Here is a 19,535-nt window from a genome sequence, read left to right as displayed (position 1 = left end):
AGGTTAGTTGGACACTCCGGCGACCGTGGACGCTTTCACGCCGTCGAGGCCCCGCCGCGTCGCGTACACGGCGGGGCCTCGCGGGAAGGTCCGGTCAGACGGTGCGGAACGCGTCCGCCTTGACGCCCGCGACGAAGGCGGAGAACGCGGCGGCGGGGAGGGACAGGACCGCGCCGGCGGGGTCCTTGGAGTCCCGCACCGGCACGACGCCGCGGGAGGGGACGAGGTTCACGGCGACCTCGACGCACTGGCCGCCGTTGTTGCTGTAGGAGGACGTGACCCAACGAGGGGATTCGGTCGTCACGGGATGCCCTTTCGTAGCTGGCTGATCAAGGCGACGGAGTCCGCCTGGGACAGCGCTTCGGCCTGTAGCTGATGGTAGGCCGTCAGCACCGGCAGCACGGAGACACTTTCCCGCTCCAGATGGCCTCGCTGCGCGGACTCGGCGTACGACATGAGCGCCCTGTCGGGAAGCGTGAGGATCGTGACCGGCAGGTCGAACGGCCGCCGGTCCCCCATGGCGAACTCGGCGACCTGCAGCACCGTGTTGGGCAGTTCCGCGAAGGCCAGCAGGTGGTCGAACTGCGCGGCCATGACCGACGGGTCCCCGATGGGCCGACGGATGCAGCTCTCGTCCAGCACCACGAACACCAGCGGGCGGGTCCGCCGGTCGAGAGCGCCCTGCCGCTCGGCGACGAGGGACACCCGCTCGTCCGCCTGCTCGGGGCTGATGGCTCCCCGTCTGACCGCGCTCTCCGCCAGCACCGTCGCGTACTCCCGGGTCTGCAGCAGCCCCGGGATCACGCCCACCTCGTACAGCCGGATCTCCACGGCCCGGCCCTCGTAGGCGACGAACTCGGGGAAGCCCTCCAGCAGACTGCCGTGCCGGAGTTCACGCGACAGCCGCTCGAACGACTCGGCGCTGTCGGTGATGCCGAAGGCCCGGTCGGCACTGCGCGAGAAGCGCAAGGTTGGAAGCTTGCGACCAGTTTCCACGGACGAGATGTGCGTGCTCGAGTACTCCATCCGAGCCGCCAGGTCCTCCTGCTTCCAGCCGCGCGCCTCCCGCACGGTCCGCAGACGTGCGCCGAAGGCGGCCGCCGGGGAGCTCTCGGGGTTCAGGTCCTTGATGTTCACGGCACCGCCACCAACCTTCCGTCCCTTTTCGCCAAGTTGAGAGGCCGCCGACTCTAGGCCACGCTGAACCCCCTTGGTAGTCGCTCCGTCACGGAGAGGAGTTGCCGTGGTCACCCCCCAGAGCCCCCCGCACCTGCAGGAACGCCCGGAGAACGCCGCGTCGCCCGCCCTGCCGCCCCGCCGCCGAATCAGCCTCACGAGTGAGCCGGGCGCACGCCCCGTCGATCTGGTGCTGCCCCGCGAGGCACGGTCCGTCGCGCTGGCCCGCCGGTTCGCCGTGGACCGCGTCCACCAGGAGGTGCCGAACCCCTCGGACGAGCTGCTGGACCGGGTGCGCCTGGTGACGTCCGAGCTGGCGACGAACGGCGTCAAGTACGGCGCACGCGACGACGACCTGATCGGCGTGACGGTGCGGGTCACCCCGGACCGGGTGCGGATCGAGGTCCACGACCCGAACCGCACCCGCCCCCGGCTGCGCAGCGCGGCGGACCGGCGGCGGCGCAACCACGGGAACGGGCTGCACATCGTCGCGGCGCTCACGGACGGGCGGTGGGGCGTGGGCGCGCGACCGTTCGGCAAGTACGTCTGGGCGGAGATCCCGCGTGCCCTGTGACACCGCGCCCCGTGGGCCGTCAGCGCAGCTGGGCGAAGGCCTGGTCGGCGTCGGCGACGGCCTGCGCGTGCGCCTCGCGGGCGGAGCGTCCGTCGGCGATCCGCTGCCAGTTGGTGCGGGCGAGCACCCGCCGCACGGCGATCACCTGCGCCGCCCGCAGCCGGGCCGGGAGGTCCGGGCCGGGGTCGAGGGCCTGGGCCAGCGCCTGTTCGTCCTCCAGCATGTACTGCGCCAGGCGCCCCGCCAAGCTCGGCGTGGTGAACACCAGGCGGTGGAACTCCACCACGACCGGGTGGTCGTTGAGGCCGGTCACCGGCTCGTACCGGTCGAGGCCGGCACGGAAGTGCTGGTGCAGCGCGGCCACCGGTGAGACGCCGGGACCGCGCTCGCGCACGACGCGCGCGGCCTCGCCCTGGTGGTCCGCGAACCGGTGCAGCACCAGGTCTTCCTTGGTCGGGAAGTACCGGAAGAGCGTCGGCTTGGAGACCTCGGCCGCGGCGGCGATGTCGCTGACCGACACCTCGTCGAATCCGCGCGCGAGGAAGAGGCCGATCGCCGCGTCGGCGATGGCGTCATGGGTCCGCGCCTTCTTGCGGGCGCGCAGTCCCGTCGGCTCTGTCACCTGAGGAGCCTAACATTCGTTACCCGGTTTTATTTTTTACTCGGTAACGCATTACTCTGCGGCTCATGACACGAATCCCTGCCCAGCCGGTCCTGGTCACCGGTGCCACCGGCCGGATCGGCCGCGCGGTCGTCGACCGCCTCCTCGACGCGGGCGTGCCCGTGCGCGCCCTCACACGTCGCCCGGAGGCGGCGGCCACGTTGCCGCCCGGCGTGGAGGTCGTCACGGGTGACCTCACCGCGCCCGCCTCGCTCGACGAGGCGGCCCGAGGCGCCGGCGCGGTCTTCCTGCTCTGGACCGCACCGCCGACGACGGCCGAGGCGGTCGTCGAACGCCTGGCGGCCCGGACGCGGCGCGTCGTCCTCCTCTCCTCACCGCACCGGACGCCGCACCCGTTCTTCCGGCAGCCCAACCCCATGGCGGCCTTCCACGCCGAGCTGGAGCGCCTCGTCGCGGCGACGGGAGTGGAGTCGACGGTCATCCGCCCGGGGATGTTCGCGTCGAACGCCGTGGCCTGGTGGGCGCCCTCCCTCCGCGCGGGCGACGCCGTCCGGTGGCCCTACGGAGCCGCCGAGACCGCACCGGTCGACGACCGTGACGTCGCGGACGTCGCGGCGCGGACCCTGTACGAGGACGGGCACGCCGGCGGCGACTACGTCCTCACGGGCGCCGAGTCGCTGACCCAGACGGCGCAGGTGGAGGTCATCGGCGAGGTCCTGGGGCGCCCCGTCCGGTTCGAGGAGATGACCCCGCAGGAGTTCCGCCGCCAGAGCCGGGGACAGGCGCCGGGGCCGGTGATCGAGATGCTGCTCGCGGCGTGGAACGCGGCGGTCGGCAGGCCGGCCCACGTCAGCTCCGCGGTGTCCGACGTCCTGGGGGTTCCGCCGCGGTCGTTCCGCCGGTGGGCCGCCGACCATGCCGCCGCGTTCGCCCGGGGCGCCGCCTCCGCCCCCTGACACCGTCCGGCCGGCCCACGGCTGCGGTCCCGGCGGTGCGGGGCCACGCCGTGGCGGTCACCCGGTCCCGCGGAACGCGCGCAGGTACTCACGGGCCGTGCGGAGTGCGTTTGCGGGAACAAGCCGGGGGTGACGAAGACATCCATGCAGATCAAGGCCGTGATCGTGGACGCCGCCGACCCCGAGCGGCTCGCCGGCTTCTGGTCCGAGGTGCTCGGCCGGCCGGTGGCGGGCCGCACCGGCCCCTACGTCTGGCTGGGCCGCCAGGACGACCTCGTCGTGGGCTTCCAGCAGGCCGGGGCGCCCCGGCAGCCGGGCAAGAACCGCGTCCACGTCGACATCGCCGCCCCCGACCCCGCCGCCGAGCAGCGGCGGATCGAGGCGCTCGGCGGACGCCGGCTGCACGAGTACGACGACGGCGGCTTCCTGGTGATGGCGGACCCCGAGGGCAACGAGTTCTGCGTCATCCCGGACGGCCCGGACGGCCCGGACGGCCCGGACGGCTCCGTCGGCCTCGACGACGAGGGCCGTGCGCACCGCCTGGACCGATGACGCGACCGGGCCCCGGTCCCGCCCTTGGTGAGGGGGCGGGACCGGGGCCCGGTGCGTGGAGAGCTGAGCGCTCAGCAGCCGATCAGGCGCGAGGCGAGGTAGCCCTCGATCTGGTCGAGGGAGACGCGCTCCTGCTTCATGGTGTCGCGCTCGCGGATCGTCACCGCGTTGTCGTCCAGGGTGTCGAAGTCGACGGTGACGCAGAACGGCGTGCCGATCTCGTCCTGGCGGCGGTAGCGGCGGCCGATGGCGCCCGCGTCGTCGAACTCGATGTTCCAGTGCTGGCGCAGCGCCTGGGCGAGACCCTTGGCCTTCGGGGACAGCTCGGGGTTGCGGGAGAGCGGGAGCACGGCGACCTTGACCGGCGCGAGGCGCGGGTCGAGGCGCAGCACGGTGCGCTTCTCCATCTTGCCCTTGGCGTTGGGCGCCTCGTCCTCGACGTAGGCGTCGAGCAGGAAGGCCAGCAGGGTGCGGCCGACACCGGCCGCCGGCTCGATGACGTAGGGCGTGTAGCGCTCGTTGGCCTCCTGGTCGTAGTACACCAGGTCCTGGCCGGAGGCCTTGGAGTGTGCGGTCAGGTCGTAGTCCGTGCGGTTGGCGACGCCCTCGAGCTCGCCCCACTCACTGCCGCCGAACTGGAAGCGGTACTCGATGTCGGCGGTGCGCTTGGAGTAGTGGGAGAGCTTCTCCTGCGGGTGCTCGTACCAGCGCATGTTCTCCTCGCGCAGGCCCAGGCCGGTGTACCAGTTCCAGCGCTGCTCCATCCAGTACTCCTGCCACTTCTCGTCCTCGCCCGGCTTGACGAAGAACTCCATCTCCATCTGCTCGAACTCGCGGGTGCGGAAGATGAAGTTGCCGGGCGTGATCTCGTTGCGGAAGGACTTGCCCATCTGCGCGATGCCGAACGGCGGCTTGCGGCGCGCGGAGGTCTGCACCTGGGCGTAGTTGGTGAAGATGCCCTGGGCCGTCTCGGGACGCAGGTAGGCGATGGAGCCGCTGTCCTGGGTCGGGCCGAGGTGGGTGGAGAGCATGCCGGAGAACTGCTTGGGCTCGGTGAACTGGCCCTTGACGCCGCAGTTGGGGCAGTTGATGTCGGCCAGGCCGTTCTCGGGGGCGCGGCCCTTCTTCTCCTCGTAACCCTCCTCCAGGTGGTCGGCGCGGAAGCGCTTGTGACAGGAGGTGCACTCGGTGAGCGGGTCGGAGAAGGTGGCGACGTGGCCGGAGGCGACCCAGACCTCGGGGGCGAGGATCACGGAGGAGTCGATACCGACGACGTCCTCGCGGGAGGTCACCATGTAGCGCCACCACTGGCGCTTGATGTTCTCCTTGAGCTCGACACCCAGGTGACCGTAGTCCCAGGCGGCGCGCTGACCGCCGTAGATCTCACTGCAGGGGAATACGAAGCCACGGCGCTTGCTCAGGCTGACGATGGTGTCGATCTTGTCGGCGGCCACGGTGCTCTCTTCATTACGACGACGGGCGGCGGCGAAGGACCGGTGCCGGCGACTGCCGCGCCGGCCCCCCGGAGCTTGCTGTACAGCGAATGCCTCAGGTTACCGGCGGGGACTGCCCCCCGATCAAATCGGTTCCGCTCCCAGGACGCCCAACCGGGACCGACACACCCCATCCGGCCCCTTCGCGCCGCTTTGACCTCCGTTGTTGACAACGGTTTCCATATTAGTTGAAAATGAGAGTCATGAACGTCCGACGACTCATATCCGCGACCGCCGCCGCCACCGCCGTCGCCCTGGGGGCCACGGCCCTGACCGCGTGCTCCGGCGACTCCGCGGCCTACGCCAAGAACACCGAGAAGTTCGATGTCGTCGCGTCGTTCTACCCGATGGCCTTCCTCGCCGAGGAGATCGGCGGGAAGAACGTCAACGTGACCACCCTGGTGAAGCCCGGCCAGGAGCCGCACGACCTGGAGATCACCGCCCGCCAGACCGCCTCCCTCACCGAGGCTGACGCGATCCTCTACCTCCAGGGTCTCCAGCCCGCCGTCGACGAGGCCGTCGCCCAGACCGAGGGCCCGCGGAAGATAGACGCCGCCGCCCTCACCGACCTGGAGAAGCACGGCGCCGAGGTCGACGGCCACGCCGAGGAGTCCTCCGAGGCGCACGCGGACGAGCACGCCGAGGAGTCCGGTGACGGGCACGAGGGCCACGACCACTCCCACGAGGCCGGCGGCAAGGACCCGCACGTCTGGCTGGACCCCGCCAAGTACGGCGAGGTGGCCGAAGGCGTCTCCAAGGCCTTCCAGAAGGCCGACCCCGAGCACGCGGCCGACTACCGCGCCAACACCGAGGACCTGGTCAACCGCCTCGACGCGCTGGACAAGAAGTTCCAGGACGGCCTGAAGGACCGGAAGACCGACGTCTTCCTCACCAACCACTCCGCCTTCGGCTACCTCGCCGAGGCGTACGGCCTGATCGAGGAGTCCCTCACCGGCCTCGACCCCGAGTCCGAGCCCAGCGCCGCCCGGGTCAAGGAGCTCCAGCACATCGCGAAGGAGGACGGCGTCACCACCGTCTTCTACGAGACGCTGGTCAGCGACCGGACGGCCCGCACCGTCGCGAAGGACGCCGGGCTGCGCACCGACGTGCTGGACCCGCTGGAGGGCATCACCGAGAAGTCCCGCGGCGACGACTACTTCCAGGTCATGGAGGCCAACCTCGCGGCCCTGCAGAAGGCCCTGGAGGCCAAGTGACCCGGCCGGACACCCCCATGCAGGAGGGCACCGTGGACGAGATCCATAAGGGCGCCGTGGACGAGCCCGTCATCTCGCTGCGCACGGTCCGCGCCGAACTGGGCGCCAAGCCCGTGCTCCGCGGCATCGACCTGACGGTGCGGCGCGGCGAGGTCGTCGCGCTGCTCGGCGCCAACGGCTCCGGCAAGTCGACCACGGTCCGCGCCGTCATCGGCCAGGTGCCGGTGGTCTCCGGCGAGATCGACCTGTTCGGCGTCCCCCGCCGCCGCTTCCGGCAGTGGTCGCGCGTGGGCTACGTCCCGCAGCGCACCACCGCCGCCGGCGGGGTGCCGGCGACCGTCACCGAGGTGGTGGCCTCCGGGCGGCTGTCCCGGGCCCGTTTCGGCCTGCTCCGCAAGGCCGACCGCGAGGCGGTCCGGCACGCCCTGGAGCTGGTCGGGCTCGCCGACCGGGCCAAGGACCCGGTGGACGCCCTCTCCGGCGGCCAGCACCAGCGGGTGCTGATCGCCCGCGCGCTGGCCTCCGAGCCGGAGCTGCTGATCATGGACGAGCCGATGGCCGGCGTCGACCTCGCCAGCCAGGAGGTCCTCGCGGACACCCTGCGCGAACAGGTCTCCCGCGGCGTCAGCGTCCTGCTCGTCCTGCACGAGCTGGGCCCGCTGGAGCCGCTGATCGACCGCGCGGTGGTGCTGCGCGACGGCTGCGTGCTGCACGACGGCCCGCCGCCCAAGGCCCTCGGCCAGCACGCGCTGCCCGGCCACGACCACGTCCACCCGCACGACGACGCGGACGCCGACCACCTCCGTACGGGACTGCTGAGCTGATGGACCTCCTGAGCTACCCCTTCATGCAGCGGGCACTGCTCGCCGCCGTCCTCGTCGGCCTCACCGCCCCGGCCGTCGGCATCTACCTGGTGCAGCGCCGCCAGGCCCTGATGGGCGACGGCATCGGCCACGTCGCCATGACCGGCGTCGGCCTCGGCTTCCTGCTGAACTCCTCCCCGGTCTGGGTCGCCGCCGCCGTCGCGGTGGCCGGCTCGGTGCTGATGGAGCTGATCCGCTGGTACGGCCGCACCCGCGGCGACATCGCGCTGGCCATGCTGTTCTACGGCGGCATGGCGGGCGGCGTGCTGCTGACCGCGCTCGCCCCCGGCGGCACCAACGCGGGCCTGACCACCTACCTGTTCGGCTCGCTCACCACCGTGAGCGCCTCCGACGTCACCGCGATCTGCCTGCTCGCCGCCCTGGTGCTGCTGGTCACCCTGGGCCTGCGCCGCCAGCTGTTCGCGGTCAGCCAGGACGAGGAGTTCGCGCGGGTCACCGGGCTGCCGGTGCGGGCGCTGAACCTGCTGGTCGCGGTCACCGCGGCGGTCACCGTGACGGTCGCCATGCGGGTCGTCGGCCTGCTGCTGATCTCCGCCCTGATGGTGGTGCCGGTCGCCGCCGCGCAGCAGCTGGCACGCTCCTTCGCCGCGACCTTCGCGATCGCGGTGGCCCTCGGCGTCACCGCGGCGCTGGGCGGCACGACCCTCTCCTTCTACAACGACGTGCCGCCGGGCGCGACCATCGTGCTGCTGGCCATCGGCGCGTTCGTGCTGCTCACGGTGGCCGCGACGCCGCTGGCCAGGCGCCGGGCGGCGTCCGAGGCGCGGCGGGCTCGAGCCGCGCGGGTGCCGGGGCCGCAGGACGAGGCCGAGTACGACCTCGCCACGGCCGAGGGGACCTCCGGCGGCGCTCACGCCGCGCCCGCCGCGGGCCCTTCGGGCAGGCCCTCGGGGCCCTCCGGTCGGCCGAGGCCCTGACCCCGCACCGCCGGGCTGGCACAATGGCCCGGCGACCCACGAATGTGAGGAGGCAACGGTGACGTCGACCGCCGGACCGCCCGTACGGGGCCGTTCCACCCGACAGCGCGCGGCCGTCGCGGCGGCCCTGGACGAGGTCCAGGGGTTCCGCAGCGCCCAGGAGCTCCACGACCTGCTGCGGCACCGGGGGGACTCCGTGGGCCTCACCACCGTCTACCGGACGCTGCAGTCCCTCGCCGACGCGGGTGAGGTGGACGTCCTGCGCACCTCCGAGGGCGAGTCCGTCTACCGCCGCTGCTCCAGCGAGGAGCACCACCACCACCTGGTCTGCCGCGGCTGCGGCAAGGCCGTCGAGGTCGAGGGCCCCGCCGTCGAGCGGTGGGCCGACGCCGTCGCCGCCGAACACGGCTTCGTCGACGTCGACCACACCGTGGAGATCTTCGGCACCTGCGCCGCCTGCGCGTCCACGGGCTGACGCGCCCGAGGGCGGCTTCCGTACACCGGCGGGTCAGCCCCCGGCGGAGGCCGCTCGTCAGGCCCGGGGCAGGTGACGGTCCAGGACGGCGCGGAGGCGGTCCAGCCCGGCCGGACCGGCGACCCCCCGCTCCGGCCCCCGTGGCCGGCAACCGCCCGCCGGACGCCGCGCGCCGTTGACAGCCCGGGACGCCCCGGCCAACACTGCCGGGAAGCCGCCCCGCCGACCGGGGCCGCTCCCCATCTCCTCGGCCGCGTCCGGCCCGCGGGGGCACGTCGCGGCGCCGGATCCCCGCAGTCGACCCGCACCGAAGGAGTACTCGTGCACCTGGACCAGGCACCCGACCGGAACGTCCCCCACTTATCCCGCCCGGGCCGCAGGAGCGTCCTGGCGCGGGCCGCCGGCGTGGCGCTCGCCGCCGGCTCGGGCTCCCTGCTGCTGCCCGGCACCGCGCACGCGCAGACCGTCACGACGCCGCGCAGCGGCACGCACGACGGCCACTACTACCAGTTCTGGACCGACGGCACCGGAACGGTCGCCATGACGCTCGGCGCCGGCGGCCGGTACGGCGTCGACTGGTCCGGCTGCGGGAACTTCGTGGCGGGCAAGGGCTGGGCCACCGGCGGCCGCAGGACCGTCCAGTGGTCGGGCGGCTTCGCCCCTGCCGGCAACGGCTACCTGTCCGTCTACGGCTGGGCGCGCAACCCGCTGGTCGAGTACTACATCATCGACGGGTACGGCTCCTACCGCCCCGCCCACCCCGACCACCGGGGCACGCTCAGCAGCGACGGCCAGGTCTACGACCTCTACCGGACGGTGCGGTACCCCAGCGGCGGCACCCAGATCCTGCAGCAGTACTGGAGCGTCAACCGGGGCACGCGCACCCAGGGCGGCACCGTCACCACGGGCAACCACTTCGACGCCTGGTCGCGGGCGGGGATGACCCTGGGCGGCTTCGAGTTCATGATCGTCGCGACCGAGGGTTACCGGAGCAGCGGGCGCTCCGACATCCTCGTCGGCTGACGGGCCCCGATCCCCACGAGGAGGCGTCCGGTCGTGGTCAGGACCCGGCCGGACCGCCCCGCATCGCGGACTCCATGGCGAGGAGCTGCTCGTTGGGGACGGCCCCGCCGAAGCGCCGGTCGCGCTGCGCGTACTCCAGGCAGGCGCGCCACAGGTCGCGGCGGTCGAAGTCGGGCCACAGGACGTCCTGGAAGACCATCTCCGCGTAGGCGGACTGCCACAGCAGGTAGTTCGAGGTCCGCTGCTCGCCGCTGGGGCGCAGGAACAGGTCGACGTCCGGCATGTCCGGGTAGTACATGTACTTCGCGAAGGTCTTCTCGTTGACCTTGGACGGGTCCAGCCGCCCGGCCTTCACGTCCTCGGCGAGCGCCTGCGCCGCATCGGCGATCTCCGCGCGGCCGCCGTAGTTCATGCAGAAGTACAGGGTCAGCCGGTCGTTGCCCTTGGTCTGCTCCTGGGCGATCTGCAGCTCCTTGGCGACCGAGCGCCACAGCTTCGGCATGCGGCCGACCCACCGGACGCGGATGCCCAGCGCGTCGAGCTGGTCGCGGGTCTTGCGGATGAAGTCCCGGTTGAAGTTCATCAGGAAGCGGACCTCGTCGGGCGAGCGCTTCCAGTTCTCCGTGGAGAAGGCGTACAGCGACACCGAGCCGACGCCCACCTCGATGGCGCCCTGCAGGACGTCGAGGACCCGCTCCGCGCCCACCTTGTGGCCCTCGGTGCGCGGCAGCCCGCGGTCCTTGGCCCAGCGTCCGTTGCCGTCCATGACGATCGCCACGTGCCCGGGCACCAGCTCCGACGGCAGCTTCGGCGCACGCGCCCCCGACGGGTGCGGCTCCGGCGCCGTGTACTCGCGGCGCTGCCGCCCCAGGAATCCGCCTACGGCCATGTTGTCCCAGCTCCTCGTCCTCGTGCCCCTGCGGTCTTGCGGGTGCCTACTTTTCCACGAAACGCAGCGACCGCAGACCCCGCTCCAGGTGCCAGTGCAGGTAGGCGGCGACCAGCCCGCTGCCCTCGCGGACGTGCCGCGGCTCGGCGGCGTCCGCGGTCTCCCAGTCCCCCGCGAGCAGCGCGCCCAGCAGGCCCAGGGCCTGGGTGGAGGGCACCACGCTGCCCGGCATGCGGCAGTCGACGCAGACCGAGCCGCCGCCGGCCACCGAGAAGAACCGGTTGGGCCCGGGCATCCCGCACCGCGCGCAGTCGCCGAAGCTGGGCGCGTAGCCGTTGACGGCCAGCGAGCGCAGCAGGAAGGCGTCGAGGACCAGGTGCGGGGCGTGCTCGCCGCGGGCGAGGGTGCGCAGCGCGCCGACCAGCAGCAGGTACTGCTGCACGGCCTGCTCGCCCTCCTGCTCGGTGAACCGCTCGGCGGTCTCCAGCATGGCGGTGCCGGCGGTGTACCGGTCGTAGTCGGTCACGATCGTCCCGCCGTACGCGGCGATGGTCTCGCTCTGCGTGCACAGCGGCAGGGTGCGGCCGACCAGCTCGCTGCCGCGGGCGAAGAACTGCACGTCGACGTGGGAGAACGGCTCCAGCCGCGCCCCGAACTTCGACTTGGTGCGGCGCACCCCTCGGGCGACCGCGCGCACCCGGCCGTGGCCCCGGGTCAGCAGCGTGATGATCCGGTCCGCCTCGCCGAGCTTCTGGGTGCGCAGGACGACGCCGTCGTCCCGGAAGAGACTCATGGCCCCATTCTCCCGCACCCGCCGGCGAGCCGGTCACGGACTAGACGTCGACCATCCAGGCGCCGTCCTCCTCGTCGTCGACGCGGGTCTCCAGGTCCCGCAGGTTCATCCCGGCCTCCCACAGCTCGCGGAAGCGGCGCAGGCGCTGCCCGACGTGGTCGGGACGGGCGATCAGGCGGGTCTTGACGTTGACGTCGCGCAGGTCCTGCTCGATCTCGAAGGAGACGCCCTCGTCGTAGAGGATGAAGTCGCTGGTCGTGCCCCGCTGGAGGTGCGGCGGGAGTTCCTGCATGACCGCGGCGCGCAGCTCGATGCCGAGCAGTTCCTGTTCCTCGCACAGCCGCAGCAGCTTGTCGTCGAGCATCTCCGCGGACTCCAGCAGGAAGAGCCGCTGCACGACCACGCCCCGCTCGATGGCCTCGCGCTGGGCCTGGAGGTAGCGGGATGCGGGCTCGCTGTTCCAGAACTCGCGGTCCACCGAGGTGCTGGTGGCGAGGAGGGAGTGCTCGGTGGAGTGGGTGAGGGAGAGCATCCAGTCGTGGTTCTCCCCCGCGCACTCGGCGGTGAGGTTGTTCAGGTCGGCCATGTGCCGCACGACCCGCTCCAGCTCCGCGCGGGCGAAGGTCTGCAGGATGTCCGGGCCGGTGGTGAGCACCTCGGCGATGGCGCGCCGGGACTGCTCGGGGATCGAGTCGGAGGTGACCTGGCTGTCGAGGCGGTGGACGACGGCCTCCACCGGGGCGCCGGCCCCGGACGCGGTCGCCACGGCGCGGTCGCGGTCCGCGCCGCGGGTGCCGGCGGTCTGCCGCTGGAGGCTCTCGCGGACGGCGGCGGCCGTGCCGTCCAGGGCCTCGCGGGTCTCGCGGGTCTGCCGGGCCTGTTCGTCGAGTTGCCGGGACAGCCCGGCCAGGTGCTGCACGACCAGGGCGGTGGCGCCGCAGGCGACGGCGAGCGCGATCGGCAGCAGCGGCGTGTCGTCGATGTCCAGGGCGGCGGCGACGGCGAGGACCAGCGCCGCCAGGGCCAGGCCCACTCCGGCCCGCCGCAGCCGCAGGGGCGTCGGGCCCACGCGACCGGTCTCTCGCGTGGTGTCGTCGGGCTGAGGTGACTGCGTGGTGCTCATCTCGCTTCTCCCCCCGTTGGGTTGTCCGTGGGATCGGCTGTACGGGCGCGTCAGCTGTACCGGTGTCGGTGTCTGCTCAGGGAGCCATCACCGCCTCCTGGTGCAGCGCGGGGATCGCGTGGAGCGCGAGCTGGTCGCGGATGCGCCGGACGAGGGCCTCCCACTGGCGGGTGAAGCCGGGGCGTTCCTCCAGGGCGTCCCAGAGGGCGGCGAACGCGGGGTCCAGGCGGGCCCGGGGCATCCAGAGGTGGAGCAGGTGGTCGACGGCCGGCCGCAGCGCCCGCACCACGGCGGTGCCGTCGGCGGAGCCCAGCCGGCTGCCGTCGAGGAGGCGGACGAGGGTGGTGAGCAGCCAGTCGTGCAGGGCGAGGTCCTCGCAGAGGGCGGCGACCTCGGCCGGGTCGGCGCCGGACGGGACGCGCAGGGCGAGGGTCCGCAGTTCGTCCTCGGCCAGGGTGAGGCGTTCGATGACGGGGCGGTCGGTGCCGGGGCCCGCCGTCAGCGCGGTCCAGCGAAGTCTGGTGGGGCGGGACTTGAAGGGCGGCCGCTGGTCGAGGAGCGGGTGGCGCAGCAGCCGGGTGAGCAGGCCGTCGGCGATCAGGCCGACGTCGAGTTCGCCGCGACGGGCCCCCGCCAGGACGCCTTCGGCGACCGCTTCGCGGGGGAGCCGCCCGAAGGGTTCGAGCAGGCCGGGACGGACCAGGTAGTGACCCCAGGGCTGCCGGTGGTCGGGGCCGCGGGCGGTGAGGGAGAGGCGGGCGGAGGTCTGCAGCACCCGGCCCTCGGTGAGGGCGCCGCGGGCGGCGACGGTGCCGACGGCACGGACCTTGGCCCCGCTGGCGCTGGGCAGCGGACAGTCGACGCCGGTCAGCGCGTCCGGGGAGCGGGCGTAGAGGTTGGGCCGCTCGGAGACCAGGACGCGTTCGTCGGCCCGCAGCCGCAGCAGCTGGGCGGCGGCCCGGACGTCGAGGGCCTGGTGCGCGGGGAGCAGGCAGGTGCGGACCTCCCCGCACAGCAGGACGGCCCCCGCGCCCTGGTCGTGGTCCCGGCTCTCCCGCGGACTCATGACGTCACCCCCCTGTGTGCCTGCCCGTGCCCCCGCCGCATCTCACTGCCCCGCGTAGAAGACGTAGGAGATCCGGTCGGCCACCGAGGCGGGGACGGCGGCGCCCTCCCCGGCGGAGCGGGCGGCGACCTGCTGCAGCGCCCCGGGGTCGACCTCGGTCTGGTCGAGGACGACGCGGACCGCGTGCTCGACCGGCATGAAGCGGTTGGGCAGCACCGAGCAGGTGCGGTAGGCGGCGAACGGGGCGGCGCGCTCCTGGAGTTGCAGCAGGGGCGGCATCTCGTCCCAGTCGTCGGGGAACGGCCCCTCGTGCGGGCGGGGCGTGAGGACGGCCTGGCCCTCGTGGCGCAGCAGGCCGAGCCGGGCGAGCTGCCAGACGGCGGCGAGGAAGGGGCAGGACCACAGCTTCCCGCCGCCGGGGCGCTCGCTCCACAGCTCGACGTCGAGGAAGACGGAGTGCTGCCGGGCGGCGGTCTCCCGGGGCGCCTGCCAGGGGATCGCCTTCTTCATGGCCTGCGGGGTGCGGGCGACGGGGCTGCGTTCGCCGTTGGCGAGCCAGCCGGTCTGCCCGGCGGGCGGGCGGGCCCCGTAGGCGCCGGGCGGCGGGGACTCCACGAGGCGTCCGGCGACCGCCTCGGCGACCTGCGCGCCGTCGGCCACGGCGCAGCCGGACTCGCGGGCCAGGTAGTCGATGCTCAGCCCGGCCCGCTCGGCCTCCTCCAGGAGCTGCGGCACGAGCTCGCGGGGGGTGGAGAAGCGGGTGAAGTAGTCGTCGATCAGGAAGCAGGTGGAGATCCGGGGACGCTTCCCGGTGGCGGCGGCGGTGCTGCCGCGCACCGCCTCGGCCCAGTGCACGACCTGGGCGAAGTGGCGGCGCAGGCGCTCGGGGCCGGCCTCGAAATCCTCCATGTAGAGGTGGCCCAGCTCCAGTGAGAGGTGGGCGAGCGGCACCGCCTGGGTGCGTGGTTCGGCGGCGGTCTCGCGGAACACTGCTTCCGTCATGGCCGCCCCCAGCAGGCGTCGTCGGTGAGGCGGCGGGCGATTTCCTCCAGCGCCTCGAGGGTCTCCTTGTTGGCGATCTGCTTGGAGAGGACGTCCTCCTCGGTGATCAGCTGCTCGCGCCACTGCAGGATGGGTTCGAGCGGCACGATGCCGAGGACGACGCTGTCGCCGATGCGGTTGTCCGAGGCGAGGCGGCGCAGCGCCTCGTCGCAGGCCTGCATCCAGGCGGCCTGCGCGGGGGTGACCTGCGACCACAGGGGCGATTCGGGGTCGGGCACGGCGGCGCGCACGAAACGGATGTGGCCGCGCAGCGCCTCCCTGTCGTGGCCGTGGCCGGCGCCGCAGTCCAGGATGCCGTGGTCCTTGTGGACCAGGCCGGCGGCGGCGATGACGTGCTGGCGGGTCCAGCGGTGGAAGACCAGCCAGCGGAAGGGCACGTGGCGCATCCGGGGGTGCGCGGTGGCCGCGAGGACCATGTCCATGGCGTAGCTGCGGCCGGCGCTGAGGTCGACCACGATCAGGTCGAACTCGGTGTTGAGCCGCAGCAGCAGGTCGACGCAGCGTTCCAGGGTGTCGTCGTCGGTGGCGAACTCGCCGCCGCTGATGTTGCCGGGGAAGAGCACCAGCCGGCCGGCCTGGTTGGGCCGGTTGCGCAGCACGGGGTGCTCGGTCTGCCGCCAGACGTCGATCTTCGCCGGTTCGTTGGTCTCGCCCTCGAGGTAGGAGTGCAGGCCGTTCTCCTGGATGCCGCGGATCGCTCCGGGCACGTCGAAGACGGCGGCGGCGGTGGGCGAGCCGAAGTCGAAGTCCACGTACGCGACGTGGTCGCCGAGCAGGGCGCGCTGGTAGGCCAGGTTGGCGCTGGTCACCGAGCGGCCGGTGCCTCCCTTGTCGGAGGCGGCGAAGACGAGCACGGCTCACACCTCCTGGGCGGCGGCGCCCCTGGCCTGGGCCAGCGTGTCGAGTTCCTGGAGCACCGGCAGGGCCAGTGCGAAGGCGGTGGCGGGCTGCCGGTCGACCAGGTCGCGCGCCCGGTCGAGGCGGGCCTCGATGGAGCGCATGGCCCGGCCGCGGCCGCCGTCGTCGGTCGGCGCGGCCTCCAGCTGCTCCTTGCCGAAGAGGTGGGTGGCCTCGCTGAGCAGGTGCCGGGCGAGCTCGGCGAGGTCGGCACTGCGGATGGGGTCCTGGTGGTAGAGCTGGCGGGCGGCGACCAGGCACTCGGTGACGCGCTCGGTGACCGACCAGGAGAGCCGGGAGGGGATGCCCTCCAGCTCCGGGTAGGCGCCCTTGACGTCGTCCCAGAGGCCGGTGCCCTCGCCGTCCTCGATGCGGCGGGCCCACAGGTGCTCGTAGATCTGCTCGGCGAGCCGCAGCAGCCGGTCCTGGCTGCCGAGGTTGCGGGAGAGCTCGGCCAGCTGCACGGTCCGCTTGAGGAGGTGGGCGGAGAAGTCGGTCATCCGCCACAGCAGCGGCGGCAGGCCGTTCTTGCCCGCCCCGGAGAGGGGGAGCGTGGCGCCGGGGCTGTGCAGGTGGACGTACGGGTCGTCGAAGGACAGCCGGCTGGTGACGCGGCCGCGTTCGGCGAGCCGCTCCATGATGGTGACGGTGCGGGTGAGGTCGTCGTCGGTGGCGCGGCGGCGCACCAGGTCGTGCACAAGGATGGCGGCGACGGTGAGGGAGAAGTACTCGGACTCCAGCTGCAGGCCGGTGGTCCGCCAGGGCAGGTCCTCCAGCGGCCAGCGGTTCTCGCCGAAGCGGGCGATGCCGGACCAGTACTGCTGGCTGATCTCCCACCGCAGGCGCAGCGCCTCGGCGAGCTTCTGCTGGTCGGCGTCGAGCAGGCCGAGGGTGAGGGTGCGCTCGGAGAAGAGGTCCTGGATACCGTCGAGGGCGATGACGGTGAAGTACACGTAGGGCAGGTTGTCCGCGGAGCCCTGGGGCTGGCTGACCGGCGGCTCGGCGAGGTCGACGACCCCGGGGGCGTCGCGGACGATGCCCCAGGCCCAGCCGCACTCGAAGAGCTGGTTGTCGTCGCGCAGCATCTCCTCGACATCGATGCCGAGGACCAGGCTCTCGCCGATGGTGGCCCGCAGCGCCTTGAAGCGGCGGGAGAACTGCTGGATGACCGCGCGGTCGGACTGGCGGCCCTGGCCGATCAGCTGGATCAGCCGCTTGCCCTGGTCGGACTCCGGCTGGAAGACGTTGACGCTGAAGGACCGCAGCAGGCTGACCATGGCGGCGGTCAGCCGGGCGCGGGTGGCCTCTCTGAGGTCCTCCACGGCCTGGCGCACGTCGCTGCGGGCGGTGGTGTCCTCGTAGACCTTGAGGAAGCCGAGCGCGGCCAGGCAGAGCGTGATGGACATGGAGTAGGAGTCCACGACGCCCCACTGGCGCTGCTCCTCGGTGACCTTGTCCTCGGGCCGGCGGGGCCGGAAGTAGTGCCCCCCGGCGAAGCTGGGCGCGCCGTCGGGCCCGGTGTGCTTCTGCATGAAGTCGGCGAGGAGGCCGACGATGTTGGCCGGGATCTCCAGGCGGGTGCCGACCGGCTCCAGCGCCCGCAGGACGTCCCGTTCGGTGGTGTCGGGCTGGTCGAGGCGGAAGGAGGGGATCTCCGTCGCGGGGTAGAGCAGGCACAGCAGCCGCTCGGCGTCCGCGACGGAGCTGACTCCGCCGAGCTCGCCCCAGGCGAACTTGCCCCCGTCGCGGAACGAGTGGCGGGCGATGGCCCGCCAGATGTCCAGCAGGTGCTGGCGCGGTTTGATCTGCATTCCCCGTACCCCTCACAACAGATCAACCGGGCGGTGTCCCGCCCGGCTCGTTCAGTCGGTCCTGCGGTTCACCCGGTCCTGCGGAACCCGAGCGCCAGGAGCATCCCCTCGTGGCCCTCCCGCAGGATGAAGTCCAGCTCGTGGTAGGTGACGTTCTGCGCCAGCGGCTCGAGCGCCTCGGCGACCGCGGGCTGGTCGACCGCGTACGCCGGGTACTCGTAGGCGCCGACCTCGTAGCCCTCGGACTGCAGCATGAAGGCGGCGGCGAACGGGGCGCCGGGCTCGAGCACGCCCAGGAAGTGGTCGACCGCGGTGCGGAACTCCTCGCCCGAGCTGGACATGGACTCCGCGACGAAGAACATCGCGCCCACGCCCCAGCGTTCGGCGGAGCCGCCGAGCTCCAGCAGGTCCCCGGGACGGGGCTCCGCCACCTGGCGCAGCCGCTCGTGCCGCTCTCCGTGCACCGCCTTGTAGCGGGGGTGGGAGTAGGCCAGCTCGTCCCAGAAGGCGTCCCAGGCGGTGTCGAAGCCGTCCTCGGCCTGTCCGCGCAGGTAGTCGAGGTTCTTCGGGCCCTTCTCCAGGAGGGTGATCTCCGAGCACCAGGGCAGCATGCACAGCGCCGGGTAGAGATTGGCGCCCGCGCCCACGTCGACCCCCTTCACCGGCCCCTGGTTCCGCCCGCCGAAATGATCGGTGAAATGCCGGCCGACCAGGCGGACGATCTGCTTGTCGACGTCAAGTGGGGAGGCATAGTTCCGCTTCACATAATCATTTGGGCAGAACTGGTCCCATGGTGCTTCAGAATTGAGGGCCATTTCTAGAAAATACCAACGCCAGACCCATGACGAACCCCCAACGCCTCGTCAAGATAGCAAAGTTGGCCTCCCCCGCGCGCCCCCACCCCTTGGTCAACGAGCGTGCATGGAACGGGACTTGAGGGGAAGGCTTCTCACACCCCCACCGGCGAGAGCCGGCTGCCCGCGCACCGGATTCACCCGATCGAAGGTGGTGCGCCCGCATGACCGCATACACGGAGGCCCTTCCCTCCACCCCCACGGAGCTGGTCCTCCGACGCGCGGAGGAAACCGATCTTCCCGAACTGCGCCGTCTCGACCACGAGATCTTCGGCCAGTTCGCCTACCCCGCGTTTCTCCTCCGCCAGCTCTTCGATCTCTACCAGCGGCACTTCCTGGTCCTGGACGACGGTTCGGGCCGCCTGCACGGCTACGTGCTGGCCGGGACCGACACGCTCAGCCGGGACTGCTGGATCCTCGGCCTGTGCGTCACCCGCGACCGGCGCGGGCGGGGCCTGGGCCGCGACCTGATGCGCGAGGTCCTCCTGCTGCTGGAGGACGACGGGATCGGCGTGGTCCGGCTCACCGTGGAGCCGGCCAACAGCGCGGCCGTCCTGCTCTACCGCTCGCTCGGCTTCGTCTGCGAGGAGCCGGACGGCGGCCTGCGGCCGGACTACTTCGGCCCCGGCCAGGACCGCCTGGTGATGCGGCTGGACCTCACGCCGCCGTCCCGGCGGCGCTGAACCGCCGCACGTAGCGCCGCTGCCACGGGGTCTCCACGGCACGGGGGTGGTAGTGGCGCCGCACCCAGGTCACCGCCTCGGCGGGGTTCACCCCGTCGAGGACGGCCAGGCAGGCCAGCGCCGTCCCGGTGCGTCCGCGCCCGCCGCTGCAGGCCACCTCCACCCGGCGGCGGGCGGCCTCCCGCCACACCTCGGCCAGCGCCGCCCGCGCCTCCTCCCGGTCGGCCGGCAGCCGGAAGTCCGGCCACCGCAGCAGCCGCGCCTCCCACGGCACCTGCGGCGCGCGCCGGGCCTGCAGGTACAGCCCGACCTCCGGCGCGGGCCCCGGCGGCAGCGGATCCCGCAGCCCCCGCCCGCGCACCAGCCGCCCCGACGGAAGCCGCACCACCCCGGGGGCGTCCTCCGCCCAGCTCTCCCAGTCGTCGGTCATGCCGCCCATCGAACCACGGCCGGCCCGCCGGGCAACCTGTT

The 19,535-nt window shown here is 72.7% G+C and carries 22 protein-coding genes; 9 read left to right on the top strand and 13 right to left on the bottom strand.

The window, feature by feature from the left end; translation table 11 throughout:
- Positions 1–94 precede the first annotated feature (94 nt).
- Positions 95–304, bottom strand: a complete 210-nt coding sequence (locus Sfr03f_RS20495; RefSeq protein WP_108955411.1) for a DUF397 domain-containing protein — start codon at positions 302–304, stop codon at positions 95–97.
- Positions 301–1,137, bottom strand: coding sequence for a helix-turn-helix domain-containing protein (locus tag Sfr03f_RS20490; RefSeq protein ID WP_108955410.1), 837 nt, complete (start codon positions 1,135–1,137; stop codon positions 301–303). The genes Sfr03f_RS20495 and Sfr03f_RS20490 overlap by 4 nt, the downstream gene beginning before the upstream one ends.
- A gap of 106 nt (positions 1,138–1,243) precedes the next feature.
- Between Sfr03f_RS20490 and Sfr03f_RS20485 the strand changes: the two genes are divergently transcribed.
- On the top strand, positions 1,244–1,750 hold the full coding sequence (locus Sfr03f_RS20485) for an ATP-binding protein (protein WP_159105689.1): 507 nt from the start codon (positions 1,244–1,246) through the stop codon (positions 1,748–1,750).
- A gap of 19 nt (positions 1,751–1,769) precedes the next feature.
- Here the strand turns inward: Sfr03f_RS20485 and Sfr03f_RS20480 are convergent, their stop codons facing one another.
- Positions 1,770–2,372 (bottom strand): TetR/AcrR family transcriptional regulator, encoded by a 603-nt coding sequence (locus Sfr03f_RS20480; RefSeq protein ID WP_108955408.1) that lies wholly within the window; start codon positions 2,370–2,372, stop codon positions 1,770–1,772.
- Between the two features lie 65 nt (positions 2,373–2,437).
- On the opposite strand from Sfr03f_RS20480, the gene Sfr03f_RS20475 reads away from it, so the two are divergent.
- On the top strand, positions 2,438–3,328 hold the full coding sequence (locus Sfr03f_RS20475) for an NAD(P)H-binding protein (protein WP_108955407.1): 891 nt from the start codon (positions 2,438–2,440) through the stop codon (positions 3,326–3,328).
- 129 nt (positions 3,329–3,457) lie between these two features.
- Positions 3,458–3,880 (top strand): VOC family protein, encoded by a 423-nt coding sequence (locus Sfr03f_RS20470; protein WP_108955406.1) that lies wholly within the window; start codon positions 3,458–3,460, stop codon positions 3,878–3,880.
- A gap of 71 nt (positions 3,881–3,951) precedes the next feature.
- Here Sfr03f_RS20470 and Sfr03f_RS20465 read toward each other — a convergent pair whose 3' ends face one another.
- Positions 3,952–5,334 (bottom strand): glycine--tRNA ligase, encoded by a 1,383-nt coding sequence (locus tag Sfr03f_RS20465; RefSeq protein ID WP_108955405.1) that lies wholly within the window; start codon positions 5,332–5,334, stop codon positions 3,952–3,954.
- Positions 5,335–5,576: 242 nt separating this feature from the next.
- On the opposite strand from Sfr03f_RS20465, the gene Sfr03f_RS20460 reads away from it, so the two are divergent.
- The 5 genes from Sfr03f_RS20460 (at position 5,577) to Sfr03f_RS20435 (ending at position 9,886) form a co-directional block, all read left to right on the top strand.
- Positions 5,577–6,587, top strand: coding sequence for a metal ABC transporter substrate-binding protein (locus Sfr03f_RS20460; RefSeq protein ID WP_108955404.1), 1,011 nt, complete (start codon positions 5,577–5,579; stop codon positions 6,585–6,587).
- 17 nt (positions 6,588–6,604) lie between these two features.
- Positions 6,605–7,411: a metal ABC transporter ATP-binding protein gene (locus tag Sfr03f_RS20455; protein ID WP_108955509.1), complete on the top strand. Its 807-nt coding sequence runs from the start codon at positions 6,605–6,607 to the stop codon at positions 7,409–7,411.
- On the top strand, positions 7,411–8,388 hold the full coding sequence (locus tag Sfr03f_RS20450) for a metal ABC transporter permease (RefSeq protein WP_108955403.1): 978 nt from the start codon (positions 7,411–7,413) through the stop codon (positions 8,386–8,388). The genes Sfr03f_RS20455 and Sfr03f_RS20450 overlap by 1 nt, the downstream gene beginning before the upstream one ends.
- Positions 8,389–8,446: 58 nt before the next feature.
- A complete protein-coding gene (locus Sfr03f_RS20445) occupies positions 8,447–8,863 on the top strand; it encodes a Fur family transcriptional regulator (RefSeq protein WP_108955402.1) in 417 nt (138 codons plus the stop codon).
- 321 nt (positions 8,864–9,184) lie between these two features.
- Positions 9,185–9,886, top strand: coding sequence for a glycoside hydrolase family 11 protein (locus Sfr03f_RS20435; protein WP_245967658.1), 702 nt, complete (start codon positions 9,185–9,187; stop codon positions 9,884–9,886).
- Positions 9,887–9,923: 37 nt separating this feature from the next.
- On the opposite strand, the gene Sfr03f_RS20430 is transcribed toward Sfr03f_RS20435, so the two are convergent.
- From Sfr03f_RS20430 to Sfr03f_RS20395, 8 genes are all read right to left on the bottom strand, one after another.
- Positions 9,924–10,775: an isoprenyl transferase gene (locus Sfr03f_RS20430; protein ID WP_108955400.1), complete on the bottom strand. Its 852-nt coding sequence runs from the start codon at positions 10,773–10,775 to the stop codon at positions 9,924–9,926.
- A gap of 46 nt (positions 10,776–10,821) precedes the next feature.
- Positions 10,822–11,568: a DNA repair protein RecO gene (gene recO, locus Sfr03f_RS20425; RefSeq protein WP_108955399.1), complete on the bottom strand. Its 747-nt coding sequence runs from the start codon at positions 11,566–11,568 to the stop codon at positions 10,822–10,824.
- Positions 11,569–11,608: 40 nt separating this feature from the next.
- A complete protein-coding gene (locus tag Sfr03f_RS20420) occupies positions 11,609–12,691 on the bottom strand; it encodes a hypothetical protein (protein ID WP_108955398.1) in 1,083 nt (360 codons plus the stop codon).
- Between the two features lie 76 nt (positions 12,692–12,767).
- The gene (locus Sfr03f_RS20415) at positions 12,768–13,757 is read right to left on the bottom strand and encodes an SCO2521 family protein (RefSeq protein ID WP_108955397.1); all 990 of its coding nucleotides are present in this window, start codon (positions 13,755–13,757) and stop codon (positions 12,768–12,770) included.
- Between the two features lie 42 nt (positions 13,758–13,799).
- Positions 13,800–14,759, bottom strand: a complete 960-nt coding sequence (locus tag Sfr03f_RS20410; RefSeq protein WP_170145122.1) for an SCO2522 family protein — start codon at positions 14,757–14,759, stop codon at positions 13,800–13,802.
- Entirely contained in the window at positions 14,756–15,673 is a 918-nt protein-coding gene (locus Sfr03f_RS20405; RefSeq protein ID WP_108955395.1) for an SCO2523 family variant P-loop protein, read from the bottom strand. The genes Sfr03f_RS20410 and Sfr03f_RS20405 overlap by 4 nt, the downstream gene beginning before the upstream one ends.
- A gap of 3 nt (positions 15,674–15,676) precedes the next feature.
- Positions 15,677–17,527 carry an SCO2524 family protein gene (locus Sfr03f_RS20400; protein ID WP_108955394.1) on the bottom strand — a complete coding sequence of 617 codons (1,851 nt, stop codon included), beginning with the start codon at positions 17,525–17,527 and terminating at the stop codon, positions 15,677–15,679.
- A gap of 68 nt (positions 17,528–17,595) precedes the next feature.
- Positions 17,596–18,342 (bottom strand): SCO2525 family SAM-dependent methyltransferase, encoded by a 747-nt coding sequence (locus Sfr03f_RS20395; protein WP_108955393.1) that lies wholly within the window; start codon positions 18,340–18,342, stop codon positions 17,596–17,598.
- Positions 18,343–18,545: 203 nt separating this feature from the next.
- On the opposite strand from Sfr03f_RS20395, the gene Sfr03f_RS20390 reads away from it, so the two are divergent.
- On the top strand, positions 18,546–19,064 hold the full coding sequence (locus Sfr03f_RS20390; protein WP_108955392.1) for a GNAT family N-acetyltransferase: 519 nt from the start codon (positions 18,546–18,548) through the stop codon (positions 19,062–19,064).
- Here Sfr03f_RS20390 and Sfr03f_RS20385 read toward each other — a convergent pair.
- Complete coding sequence (locus Sfr03f_RS20385) at positions 19,039–19,494, bottom strand: protein-tyrosine phosphatase family protein (RefSeq protein ID WP_108955507.1); 456 nt, start codon at positions 19,492–19,494, stop codon at positions 19,039–19,041. The two genes, Sfr03f_RS20390 and Sfr03f_RS20385, sit on opposite strands and share 26 nt — an antisense overlap.
- Between the last annotated feature and the right edge of the window lie 41 nt (positions 19,495–19,535).

It is taken from the genome of Streptomyces fragilis, from assembly GCF_003112515.1.
Classification (GTDB): Bacteria; Actinomycetota; Actinomycetes; order Streptomycetales; family Streptomycetaceae; genus Streptomyces; species Streptomyces fragilis.
The sequence above is the reverse complement of the archived record's forward strand: the minus strand, read 5'-3'. Positions and strand labels throughout refer to the sequence as shown.